Raw genomic sequence first — 13,132 nt, 5'->3', positions numbered from 1 at the left:
ATTGTATGTATTTTTATAGATTATTTTTTATTTTGAGATATATTTGAAATCATTGATTGCTTTATTTCTTCATGAGAATCGAGATATGATACTACATCCTGCAAAGTAAAGTTCTCATCTTCTTTCTTAAGGTCAGAATAGACCTTTAATGCATTTATAAGATCCTCGGGAGTATCAATAGTTAAGCGGATGTCATTACGTCCTTGAAGAAATGCAGGGCCTACTATCCACTCACATTTAAAATCTTCTGGATGGTTGTATATATAATAGGTAACGTGTTCATGAGCGGGAGTTCCCTCATCTGTGATATCTGCCACTCGTTTGAGGGCAGAAAGACGTACAAACTCCCCCCAAAAACCAAAGTGAGTAAGAATAGACGGTTTGTCATTGATACGGAAACCTATATAATCAGCATCACTTGTCTTCGACTTCTCCACAAGTTGAGCGACGCCATGCCAATCCATAAAAGGATTATCTGAACAGATGCGGATTATACCATCAACATTATATGTTTCCGCTGCTTTAATGAAGCGATCAAGTACATCATTCTCTGAACCACGGAAAACAAGTTCTCCCTTATCCAAAAGAAAGCTCTCCAATTGGTCATTGTTGTCATTTACAGATGTAGCTACAATCACTTTTGCATCTGCTACTTTGTGTAGATTCTCAAGAAGTGTTTCTAGGAGAGTTTTACCTCCATAAAACTGTTTTAAGATTTTACCAGGTAGACGGGTTGAACCCATTCTTGCCTGAATAATAATACCAATGTTCATTGTTAATAATTATTTCATTATAACTTTTTTGATTTTTTCTACAGTATTCATTGCAAATACTTCTTTATAAGCGAATACTTTGGTTAATACTGTTTCAAGAGCGTTCTCATATTCATCTGCAGAATCAGTATATACAACTCCATTTTCCGGTTTCAACACCTTACTATAATAATTCACAGACATGTCTGAATAGTTATAGAATATTGTTGGTTTCTTATAGTATTGACACTCCAAACATGTAGTTGAAGAAATGGTAAGATGCACGTCGCACCATATCATATATTCATAAATATTAGCCCCAGGACGATAAATGATGTTATTTTGATTAAAGTCTAAGCCTGCATCATTATTTCTTGGTACATATACATAAAGACAATTTGGAGTTCTTTTTGCTACCTCGTTTACATAATCGGCCATTGCATCCTCATAACCTCGCTGACCTGCCACAAGTATTATATATCCATATTTATTTCTATACTCCTTAAAGGCATCATCAATAAAATTATGTTTTGCAAGATCCATAAAATACAATCCAGTTTTATAAACTTTCTTACAATAGTGACAATTATCATTAATTAAATATTGATACTCATCTTCACCAAACACACATATTTCATCTGGATACAAAATTTGAGAAGAATAAAGTGAATTATATGCATAATGCTTATCATTTAATACACCATGTTGAAGTTCAATAACTGGAATGCCTTTTTGATGTAAAGCCCAAACGTAACCCATAATAGTGTATGGACATTCTATTATAACTTTTTGGGGATTATGAGTAATTTCAAGTAGCAAATCAAAAACTTTCTTCTGAGACGCAAAAATTCGTAGAGCATTATTGTAATCAAATTGTATTTTATTTTCATTTAAAGCTTGCGTCAAAATAGCCTCATTATGAAGTTTTATTTTACCACACCTCATGAATATTGCTAACACATGTACAAAAAGCAAAAGCCATGATTCTGAAACAATAGTCTTTTCAGGTATAATGGAACGAGGGCAAGCTGTCTGTTCTTTACCAGGCTTTTCTATCACCAATGTATCAGGAAAAGCTTTAACAACACAACCTGAAATACGCAGTTGTTTTAAGCCTCCAACCATTTTTCTTCTTTCAAAACCTGCAAAAAGCCATATTGGCTTTCTCTTGAAATAATTTAGAGGATTATAATAAAATAATGTACTTAAAACTTGCTTTATAGCAGAACTTCCAGTACTTTTCATAGTCTTATTATTACCCGAAATGGCATCAATAATATTGATTCTTAATAAAGGCCAAACACTAATACCCTTATATTTCACCTTCATCAAATCATACCTTGACTCTATATCTCTTATTAGATCTACTGCTTCTAAATATGTCATATCAATGAAATTTCTTTTCTCTTTTTAATTTGTTAAAGTGATCAATGTCACGATATTTTATTACTTTTGCAGGATTTCCTCCAACAACAGCATATGGTGGCACATCCTTTACAACAACAGAACCAATGGCAACAATAGCTCCTTCGCCAATCTTAACATTACCAGAGATTATGACATTAGAACCAAGCCATACAAAATCGTCTATTTCTACATATTTCTTATCGTAAGAGGTTCCATAAGGGATGGACTCGCCATTATTATAATCATGACTTCCTAACATTATCTTACAATTTTCTCCTGTATGAAAATAATTACCTATTTTTACCCCCCCCCATTCCACTTATAACAATTCCATTTGAATTAAAATGGTATCCAACGTCGACTTTGGCGGTTCTTGAAACCATACAAAAGTTATTAACTCCTACACTTCCATAAGAATGTAGCATTCGCTTAAAAATAAATGAATACATCTTACCAGATAATCGTCTGTAGAAACTCAAAATTAAAAACAATAGTTTCTTCATTTCTTCCATTGTTCGATAATTGATCTATACAAATCTCCATACTTAGCAGCAACTTTTGACCAATCAAAGTGGTTTCGAGAAACCCTTATAGACGTTTTCTCTGCTGTCCAATCTCTGAAATCCTTCATATTTGGATGCTCAAAATCCATAATATAATAATTATGTATATCGTTATAAGCATCACCAATGACGGTATCTGATATCTTGCTATTAACAATAATACGAAGACCTGTAGAATATGCTTCTATTTCTGCTAGAGATTGAGCTTCTGTTGTACTTGCATGAGAATAAAAATCTGCTCCAGATAAGTATTTGGCAATATTCTCAGCTCTAACTTGGCCAAACATTTTCACCCTTTTCTGAAGTGAATTTACATCAATATATTGTTTTATAATATCCCAATCAGGACCTTTTCCTAATAGCCAATACTGAAAATTGATACCGCTTTTATGCAAAATTTTTAAGAATGACAATTGACCTTTTCTATCAATTAAGAGACCTGAAGTTATAAAAACAATTGTATCATCAGTTGCTCCATTTTCATTACGGACACGCGATCTTTCGTCTTTCAAAAAACGAAAACGTTTAGTATCTATACCATTCGAAATAATAGTAATCTTTGAGGAGTCAACACCCAATTCAAGCAGTTTATTTTTATTATCTACATTCAATGCAGTGTCATAATCAGCAAAATATCTTGTACCTAAAGCAGCATCTACTGCTTTTCGATATTTTTCACCATATTCACGTATTAAAGGTACAGCATGTGATGTTCTAACAATCGGTAAACCATATTTCTTATTTAAAAAATATAAAGGAGAAATTCCCAATCCATGAATATGAACAATATCAGGCTTAACCTCTTTTATAGCCTTTTCAAAATTTGCTTTGTAAATCTCAAATCGTAATGGATTTACATGACACACTTTTATATAATGCAACCATTCTTTAATGGTTTGTAAAGGTTGTCGCAATATATTATAAAGAACTTTTAAAGGCAATAATTTATATCCCATATATTGATGTGGATATGAACAAATCTTTTCAGCATCAACACTTTTCATATTAGTTGCATAAAGGAACTGCTCAACCCCATGAACATGCTGCTTACTAAGTTCATGTACAACACGTGTTACACCTGTCGTATAACTACCTCCTACTTCTTGAGGAAGTTGCCCTATAGATAAAACCTTAATCATATATTAATTTCTTGTATATTCCTTTTATTGCCTTCAATGCTTGATGAACAAAAGGATGGTTATATTTTTTTAAATCAACAATATAGAAACTTCCATTAGAATTAAACGTATGCAGCCCCTCATACATCCACGACCCTGGCTTTTGTCTGTATATAACCGCATCACCTTTATAAAAAAGCACAGCTTCTCCATAGTCACGATTACAGTCCTGTGCAGGTCGAATTAATCCTTTTTTTGACTCTATAAATGCACCAGCCATACGCGCTTCACGCCTTTCAAACATTTTTATTCCAATTTCTTTATAAGGTCCCGTCAACTTATCTGATTCCAATACAATCAAATGTTTTCCTCCTGCATCTGGTATACTCGTTGCATACATTGTATATTTACCATTTTTCTTTCTTATTACAGCATCAACTAGAGGTAAATCTGCAACAACTATTGGTTCAACAAGTTTATCACTTTTTCTATCATATCTATACATTGTACTCTTACCAGAAGCAGAGTTTTCTGGATGTACATAAATAATACCACTCTCATTATAAATAGCAGGAAAAGAAAGATGAGTAGGCAAATCCAATATTATACTACAATCTTCTATTGTTTGTGTCTTTCTATTTGCTACAATTCTTGCGATTCTGCCCCTTTTTACATTTGAGTCAAATTCCTCTACCAAAAGTGTAATGGTATCATCTGTCGATTCAAGAATGAATGGATCTGCAAACCACTTTGTTTTATAATTATTTTTTAAGATGTGTAAATTACCCCAATCTATTCCATCAGTTATAATGTCGTCACAATACTCACCATAGGCCAAATTCCATTTATACTGACTCAGTATTGTCCGTACTCTATCAATTATATTTATCATTGTTGTAAGATTTTATAATTGTTTATAAAGTTCTAAATAATTTTCTACCATTTTCTTTATAGAAAATTTACTACGAATCGTCTCAAGGGCATTAACAGATAAGAATTTGTAAAGTTTTTCATCCTCTATAGCTTTGCATAAACAATAAAATGCCTTTCTGCTATCAAACTCCTTGATGAGAAAACCATTATATTCGTCTTCGACTATTTCTGGAGTACCACCTCCTTCTGTGGCAATTACCGGAATACCAGAAGCCATAGTTTCTAAAATAGAATTTGAAACTCCTTCTGCATGTTTCTTGCTATTTGTAAACAAAACGCCATAGTCTGCAACACTAAGTATTTCTTCCACATCAGTCCTTCTTCCTATAAAATGAATATTGCTGTCTTGTCCTTTTGTTAAATCTTGATAATAAGACAACCTATCTCCATATCCTATAGCCAAAAAAGTAGCATCCAATTTCGCATTTTTTGCATATAAAGCCATTTGAATATAAGAATTCCAATCCTTTGCAGCATTGATTCTTGCACACATCACAACTAAATAACGAGTCTTAATTCCAAGTTCTTGGCGTTTTAAACTTCTATCTATGTTGGCTGGTATCCTATTAAAATCAAATCCATTATAAATAACACAACTTTTACTCTTGGGAGCACCCTTAGCGACAAGGCCTGCTTTTGAATTACTTACAATTGCATCTGCTTTCCAAAAAGTATACATCATCATCATATGACGAGGTGAGAACCAAGGGTCTTTATTGCCATCCGCTACAAAGCCTGCTACATATTTATAATTATACTTACTCTTTAAAAGTGCTAACAATCCCAATTCTGTAGGCGTATCGACCCATGAATGAACAATATCTGGGACATATGACGCTATCGTAGTTTCTATCTTACGACAACGCTCCTTACGATTAATACTATCAATACATTCATATGTCATTTTTGTGGATAAAACATCAGGATAATCAACATTGTTATGAAACACTATGGTATGCATATGTATTCCGTCTATTTTATCCAGTCCTTTAACAAGTTCAACCATTCGACGTTCTCGGCCTCCATCTGCAAATTGATTTATTAAAAATAGTATTTTCATCTGCATCAATATTTTTGTTTAATTTCTTGTTTGACTATCAATTGAGGTTTTGTCACAATTGCAACACAATAACCTAAAACTAACACTGTATAGAACTCCATATCATTAATTGACATAGAAAAAAATGTCTTTGCAAACAATTGAATTACACATGCACCTAAAGCAACATATATTACAGGATACTTTCTTGTTGTTCTCCAAAAATGCAACATTCTCTTCCAAAATACAAAAAAGACAGTTATGCCTATCATTCCATGGTCTACAGCAATTTCTAGCCAATCATTATGAGCATAATTTTTACCATATCTTATAGTTGCATCAGCTCCTAATCCAAACAACAAAGAAAAAGGATTACTATTATTCCAAAACATATTCCAAAAATCTTCATATAATACGGAACGGCTACTTGTATTACCCTCTTTCGTGTCTTCCAATCTTTGCATAAAATACGCAGAGCTATCTTCCATATATGAAAAATATTTATAACTCAAAAAGATACAAATTATTGTCAATATTAGAAAAACTATTTTACTCTTGGTATTGCTAGTTCTAAAAACAGAAAAGAAAATAAAAAACAAACTGAGACCACCGACCAATATTGCACCTCTTTTCATTCCTGACAACATAAAGAATATACAAATCAAGAATCCTGCATACTGGACTAATGGTTTTTTATTCCAAAAACAGAACAAAGGTAATAAGGCTGAAAATAAATAACCTGCGTTATTAGTAACTTCATCCACATTCAATAAGCCTTTAGCTAACATCAGCTGCATCATCTTACGTTGTTCTATGAAATATCTTGGAACACTAATAAATAAAACAATAATAGCTACATAACATAGCCATTTTTGTGTTATATATCCTTTTTTAGTAAAAGCATAAAATGCATAAAAAGGGAGCATGGAACGGAGTATATTCTGTAAAAAGAAATCCGTTGGTATTACATGACCTATCTTATTTAAATCTTCAAAAAAAAGAATATTGATAATACCATATATTGAAAAAAAGACAATTAAGATATTATAAGATTTTATTACTGGTTGATATCTGTAATCCTTATAACAAATAATTGCATAATATAAGGAAATCAACATAATGATAATGTATGATATGGTTGAGATCTGATCTCCTTGATATAACCATCCCTTAAGGCGGAATATACACCATAAGAATACATATACATTGCAAATATTTATGTATTTACCCATAAATTAAATATTTAACCAAGAACCTATTGTTTTATCCCATTTCTCTGGTGCAAATGAACCAATACCAGCAGCAGGATAAAAAGTCAGTTCTCCAAAATAAATATTTTCGTTAACGTTATATAAATCCACTCTCAAAAATTTAAAGCCATTTGATAGTTTTTGCGCAATATCTATCATTCGAGATAAATTATTAGGCATCACTTCTATATGTGATGGATCTGGTTCTAACCCTTTTTCACCAAATGGCAACAACTTGCCTTCGGGAGAATAATAGTTGGCATGATGATCTACAAAACGTCCGAAATCAATCTTGAAGAATTTAACTTTACCATTAAAACAGAAGAACTTATAGTCACGCAAATCCGAAGATTCATCAGATTCTCTCACATTGTGTTCAACTATATATTTCTCAGCAATTATTTTTCGAGGAACATTTAGATAGGGCTTTTCACGATAAGTTTTTCCTGCATTTGAGTGCATAGAAATCTGCAACTTCTTTATTGCCTTAGACTTGTCAAAATGTGTTTTATCTGAGCAAACGGCTACACCACATCCTCCTCCACCATGAGTTGTCTTTAACACGAACTGGTCTGGTAAAGAATCCCAATCTATATCTTCAACTCTATCCCAAACACCTAAAGTAGGAATTATATATTCTTCACCGATACGTGAAGCTACATAATCTTTAGCTGCCAGCTTATCTACCATTTTTGTATACTCTGGCTTGTAATCATATACTTTCAACCATTGCAATTTTTCAGTAAATGACTTTGGATTCTTCCAATCAATCCAATGTCCCATTTTGCTCCTATATATTAATGACAAATAGAGTTTGTCTGGCCACAAGGCACGAGTATGGTATACTATAATAAAAACATAATGCCAGGGCTCTTTAAAAAGACGTGTTAATCTATAAAGTATTCTATTCATATTCTTCTTTTATTATTTTTTTTATTGCATTAATTAACTTATCCCTATGTGATTCACACATTATATAATTAAGTATACGCAACAATTTCTTTTTAGTAATAGTACTTGGAAGGATTCTCATATCAAATAATTTATCTAAAATTTTATTTTGATATGGCTCAAACATAAATATTTGTCGTTTATAATTAGTCAAATAATAATCTGTTTCCTCTGATAATATTTTATGTTCATCAGCTATAACATCATTCAACCTTTTTATTTCTGATTCAAATACATCATTTTGAGTAAGCGAAATAGTAGGATTCGTTCCAAATTGGCAATAAGGATAAAGTTCGTATTCAATATCATTTCCAAATGATAATTGCACAAAAAATCCCTCATTCCAAGATGTATTTATTATTTCATTATTATCAAAACAGAAATTGCCAAGACCATAAAAGATTGGTTTACCATTGTATATTTCATACCCAGAATAGCAATGTTGATGATGATTAACAACTGCATCAGCTCCTGTATCAATGAAGAAACGATATGTTTCTTGCATTCGAGAAGAAGGTAATTGATAGTATTCATGTCCACCATGCACAATTACAAGTACATAGTCCGCTTGTTTCTTTGCTTCCTGTATTAAATAGAACTGACGTATTGGATTCAGAGGATTCGCACCAGCATCTTTATCTGTAGCTATAGAGAATTCATGCTCACAACAGTTTATTACCGCAAGCACCTTATTACCCTTTGACAGATACAGAACTCTCTCTGCTTCTTTAAGATTATTACCAACACCAACAATATCTAATCCTTGAGATTCGCAGCATTCTACAGTTTTTCTTAATCCTTCTGCTCCATAATCAAGTATATGGTTATTTGCCATTGTCACTCCGGTAAAGCCTGCGTATTTCACAGCTTCTGCTGCTTCCTTTGTACAACGAAGGTTAGGTCCACATTTTTGGATTGGATTATAACCATTTTCCACAATAGGACTCTCAAAGTTGACAAACGAAAAATCTGCCGACTTAATAATTTTTCGGAGATTTTCTGAAAATATATCTCCAAAATTTCTTTCTTCTACCAGTTTGGCAAGCCTTGCTGTTGGTGCAAAGTCACCAGCTATTATTACTTTCATCATTTATTATACAAATGTTTATACTGATTAATAACTAAACTCATTTTATATTTACTTGTATCAATAGCATCTGGTTTATAACATTTAAACCAATCTGCTATCTTTGTTGCCCAATATAAAGGACCTAAACTAAGTGAAAGATAATCAACACCACCACAATTTGTTGAAGGTGGGATAGTATCTGAAGCAAAACTATGTAAACCTACTGCTTGTGCCTCAATTAAAGCTATACCAAATCCTTCGTGATATGAAGGCATAATAAAACAATCTGAAGTAGATAAAACATGAGAAATTTCAATATCACCAGGATAAAACTCAACATACTCTTTAAGCGACAGCTCTATAATTTTATTTAAAACCTGTTGCTTATAATCGCCATCCATATCAAATCCTATAATTCTCAATTTTGCATCAATTCCTAAATTTCTAATATTTTCAAGAACTTCCACGGAGAATTTTTGATTTTTTATATTGGATATAGCTCCAACTTGCACAAGTGTAAGAACTTTGTTTGTCTCTACCTCTTTATTTCTTGGATAAAAAATATCATCGTTATAGAAATTATTAACAATCTGATATTTTACATCTTTGGAAAACAAAGAAACACATGCTGATTCTGAGCAACCGATTCTTTCTGTAGCATACTTATTTGCTATTTTTTGACGGAATTTGTCCAATAAAGTACAAACTGCATTTCTTTTTCCATGAATAATATGTGCTTGTGCTATTCTTATTGGAATTTGATATTTAGCAGCCAATTTTAGAATTATTGCATTTTCATATTCCCTGTTACAATGAATGACATCATACGGTTCCTCTTTATTAAAGATAGACTTTAATTGCATGAATACACGTATATCACGAACATAATAGTCTATCCTTTTTAAAAAAGAACAATTACCTTCATAATTAGGAATCCTAAAGATTTTACCGCCAAACGTTAAAAATTCATCATCATAATATCTTTTTTCTGAAGTAAATAGTAGCATATCGAAATAAAAATCATCAGATAGCTTTCTTACTATTCCCATCATAATCGCCTGAACGCCCCCATTGCCTAAACCTTCACACGATACTAACAACACTCTTTTTTTCATTATTCTTCAAGCTCTTTTTTTAAAATATTCCATGATTGTTGTCTTAAAGATTCCAATAGAGGAGTTATTTTAGAATAATCAATAGTTTCCTCCCATGGTTTACATAAATCTATTTGAGCTGTAGAACAATAAATTCTATTGCTCAAATTGAGTTTTGACAATAAATTTTCCAACCTTGTCCCTCTACCATTTCTGCTTTGAAGTATGGCAAACTGTCTTTGAAAAATTAGACAGAAAGCAAGACCATGAAAAGATCTAGTAACAACAAAATTTGCATTTGCTATGTTATTTACCCAGTCCTCCACAGCTACTCTATTAAAAAGCACTTTACCAAGGATCGTTGTTTTCTTATTTGTATTTACAGGCTTTAATCCTAATTTATATGCAAGTTCTTTACAATAACTTTCTAATTCCTCATCTTCACTAAGAGGATAATAAACCAATGTTTTGTTTTCCTTTCTCTTTGGTACAAATTCATCATATGAATCAAATAATAGAGTAGGATCTAAGACACAATTTGCGCCAATACCAAACACCTCCCTTAATATCTCAACACCTGTTTCTTCACGACATGTGACATGACTAAAGTTGTGTAAAAGTTTATGAATAGACTCGGTATATCGATCATACATCCATTTATTCACACCAATACTTGATGCATAAGAAATTCTCTTTATATCATTAGAACCAAAATCTAAAAAAAATATCTTCCAGTATTTTTTAGTTATATCTGGATTCCAAACTTGATCGCTTCCTACTATATAACAATCCGCTACAGGTGGATGACTATATAATTCATCAATATTATCATATTTTTTTGTTACAGGAATATACTTTCTCCAAAATCTATTAAATTTATAAGTGGCAGGTGTAAAATATTCTATTATATTAGCTATTTTGCCCACAAAAGTGGATTTTACAGTATCCTTAATATGAATATTTATCATATAAGGATTATGCCCTAATGATTTCAGTGCTTTTATAGTGGCATATGCCTGAAGTTCCGCTCCATAATTTTTCTCATGCCATATTGTTAGTAATGCTACTTTCATATATCATCTTCTTATTAATGGTCTTATAAGATCTTTAATACTCTCAATTAAACACTTTCTTTTATATCTCCACCCCAAATCACCATATTTCTTTGCTACATATAGAAAACCTTTACTTTCATAATCATAGATGAAACGTTGATGATCTGGATGTAGTTTGGACGGCTGTTTTAGTTGTGGTTGCATGCAATCTTTTATAGATATTCCTTCTGCTTTCTTTTCTATGTTTTCAAATAATTGTTTACCCTTATCAGAGTTTATTAGTATCAATGATACTCCTTTGTCATCTTCATATGGAGAATCTTTAGGTATTCCCCATTGGTCACCTACCGTAATATCACCAACTCGTTTCAAATTAGTATAATGACAATTAGAACAACTCTCACGCATTGAGAGTCCAGAGAAGTACAAGTAATTGCTTGTACTACGGAATTCTTCTTTTCCGTTTTCGAAAATGAAACTTTCTCGAGCGCCATGCCATCCGAAACGCTTATCTCTAAAACATGCCTTTACTATTTGTGAGCCTCTCGTTTTTTGTAGGTATGCAAGATAATCTTCCCATATCTTAGGTGATGGAACTCCATGACAAACTATATCTATGCAGAAAAGATTCTTACGTAGTAATTTGGGAATATAAGCCTTCAATCCTGCAACCTGACATGCTGTTCCAGAGAAAAGAACTCTAACTCCATTTTTCAGCTCATTTTTAATCTGTCTAAATACACCTCTAAGATCGCTCTGAACATACTTAGACATACGAAGAGCAGATAATGTTATGTTATCGTTTGCCTTTTGATGAGTAACCCTCCAAGTATCGGTAAAGGCCGCTCCATACACAACACCACCATCTGCTATAAACTTATCAGCTATAGCAAAAAAAGCACCTCCACTTTGACTTTTCTTTAATTGTTCGTCTTGTGAAAGTCTGAACTGATATGCCAATGGAGAATCATAATTGTCGTATCTATTATAGTTGTTGTGAAACTGACATACCTTATCACAAAGACCACAATTAACGCATAATTCAGAATTTGCTTTTGGATATAAGAATCCAAGACTATCTGGAGCCATTGTTATAGCGTCATGTGCACAAATACTTGCACAAGCTGTACAGCCACAACAATTATATTTATCTTCTATATTAACCATTTATTCAGAATAATCGTCTATCATATAATGATTATAGTCTAACATCACATCGTGTGATAGTATCCTTATAGGATTTCCTCCATGTACACAATATGGTTCGAAACTATTTGATTTTGTAATTATTGAACCAAAAGCAAAAATACAACGTTCTGGCGTACTAACAGAATGCATAACTTTACATTGAGCAGCAAACCAGTTGTCATTGCCTATTTTTATTGGTCCATAACCTTTCCTAAATTCTTTTTTCTTAACATCATACAAAGGATGAAAGTTTGTATCCATAACAACACAGTCCCATCCAAAGATGTTCTTTTTCCCAAATTCTACAGACTTAAAAGAAATCAGTTTAAGACTCGTAGTCGCCATAAAACCATCACCAAATATTATTGTAGATTCTTTTCCTTGACAAATGAACGAGTTATTGCCTATCATACAAGAACCTTTAAAGACAATTACCCCCCCCCATTTGAGTTATGTGTATTCCGTTGTCAAGATACATATGACCTCCAAATCCACCCAAACGAATCATACCAGGACGTATTGGAGCATCAATACGTATAACACCCTTTACGCTATATAGGTGCGGTTTTCTCAACCATATAGGTAGTTTGTAAGCTTGTTTTATAGGAAGGTGTCTGAAATTGAACAATATACTTGACAGCATAGAATACTTATAAAATGATATGAATAGCCTTACAAATCTTTTCATAAATGTATATTTATTTGTTTTTTCA

Annotated in this window: 13 protein-coding genes and 1 pseudogene; all 14 read right to left on the bottom strand. The window is 32.3% G+C overall.

What is annotated here, in order from left to right:
- Positions 1 to 20: 20 nt before the first annotated feature.
- Positions 21 to 773, bottom strand: coding sequence for a cytidylyltransferase domain-containing protein (locus C9991_RS08260; RefSeq protein WP_106812089.1), 753 nt, complete (start codon positions 771 to 773; stop codon positions 21 to 23).
- Between the two features lie 9 nt (positions 774 to 782).
- Positions 783 to 2,138 (bottom strand): hypothetical protein, encoded by a 1,356-nt coding sequence (locus tag C9991_RS08255; RefSeq protein ID WP_106812088.1) that lies wholly within the window; start codon positions 2,136 to 2,138, stop codon positions 783 to 785.
- A 1-nt stretch (position 2,139) separates the two neighbouring features.
- Positions 2,140 to 2,331: pseudogene (locus C9991_RS17045) on the bottom strand (LbetaH domain-containing protein); the annotation flags it as partial.
- Positions 2,332 to 2,658: 327 nt separating this feature from the next.
- Positions 2,659 to 3,861 carry a glycosyltransferase family 4 protein gene (locus C9991_RS08245; protein ID WP_106812087.1) on the bottom strand — a complete coding sequence of 401 codons (1,203 nt, stop codon included), beginning with the start codon at positions 3,859 to 3,861 and terminating at the stop codon, positions 2,659 to 2,661.
- Positions 3,854 to 4,732: a glucosamine inositolphosphorylceramide transferase family protein gene (locus tag C9991_RS08240; protein WP_106812086.1), complete on the bottom strand. Its 879-nt coding sequence runs from the start codon at positions 4,730 to 4,732 to the stop codon at positions 3,854 to 3,856. The genes C9991_RS08245 and C9991_RS08240 overlap by 8 nt, the downstream gene beginning before the upstream one ends.
- A 12-nt stretch (positions 4,733 to 4,744) precedes the next feature.
- Positions 4,745 to 5,833 (bottom strand): glycosyltransferase family 4 protein, encoded by a 1,089-nt coding sequence (locus C9991_RS08235; protein WP_157949413.1) that lies wholly within the window; start codon positions 5,831 to 5,833, stop codon positions 4,745 to 4,747.
- Between the two features lie 5 nt (positions 5,834 to 5,838).
- Positions 5,839 to 7,044: an O-antigen ligase family protein gene (locus tag C9991_RS08230; RefSeq protein WP_106812084.1), complete on the bottom strand. Its 1,206-nt coding sequence runs from the start codon at positions 7,042 to 7,044 to the stop codon at positions 5,839 to 5,841.
- Between the two features lie 3 nt (positions 7,045 to 7,047).
- Positions 7,048 to 7,974, bottom strand: a complete 927-nt coding sequence (locus tag C9991_RS08225) for an ATP-grasp fold amidoligase family protein (protein WP_232823284.1) — start codon at positions 7,972 to 7,974, stop codon at positions 7,048 to 7,050.
- Positions 7,967 to 9,103 carry a CapA family protein gene (locus C9991_RS08220; protein ID WP_232823283.1) on the bottom strand — a complete coding sequence of 379 codons (1,137 nt, stop codon included), beginning with the start codon at positions 9,101 to 9,103 and terminating at the stop codon, positions 7,967 to 7,969. Before C9991_RS08220 ends, C9991_RS08225 begins: the two co-directional genes overlap by 8 nt.
- Entirely contained in the window at positions 9,100 to 10,197 is a 1,098-nt protein-coding gene (locus tag C9991_RS08215) for a glycosyltransferase (protein ID WP_106812083.1), read from the bottom strand. The genes C9991_RS08220 and C9991_RS08215 overlap by 4 nt, the downstream gene beginning before the upstream one ends.
- Complete coding sequence (locus tag C9991_RS08210) at positions 10,197 to 11,249, bottom strand: polysaccharide pyruvyl transferase family protein (protein ID WP_106812082.1); 1,053 nt, start codon at positions 11,247 to 11,249, stop codon at positions 10,197 to 10,199. The genes C9991_RS08215 and C9991_RS08210 overlap by 1 nt, the downstream gene beginning before the upstream one ends.
- Before the next feature lie 3 nt (positions 11,250 to 11,252).
- Positions 11,253 to 12,398 carry a Coenzyme F420 hydrogenase/dehydrogenase, beta subunit C-terminal domain gene (locus tag C9991_RS08205; protein WP_106812081.1) on the bottom strand — a complete coding sequence of 382 codons (1,146 nt, stop codon included), beginning with the start codon at positions 12,396 to 12,398 and terminating at the stop codon, positions 11,253 to 11,255.
- Positions 12,399 to 12,830, bottom strand: coding sequence for an acyltransferase (locus tag C9991_RS08200; protein ID WP_106812080.1), 432 nt, complete (start codon positions 12,828 to 12,830; stop codon positions 12,399 to 12,401).
- Between the two features lie 10 nt (positions 12,831 to 12,840).
- Positions 12,841 to 13,107 (bottom strand): hypothetical protein, encoded by a 267-nt coding sequence (locus C9991_RS08195; protein ID WP_157949412.1) that lies wholly within the window; start codon positions 13,105 to 13,107, stop codon positions 12,841 to 12,843.
- Between the last annotated feature and the right edge of the window lie 25 nt (positions 13,108 to 13,132).

The sequence above is a fragment of the Prevotella merdae genome, assembly GCF_900290275.1.
Classification (GTDB): domain Bacteria; phylum Bacteroidota; class Bacteroidia; order Bacteroidales; family Bacteroidaceae; genus Prevotella; species Prevotella merdae.
The sequence above is the reverse complement of the archived record's forward strand: the minus strand, read 5'-3'. Positions and strand labels throughout refer to the sequence as shown.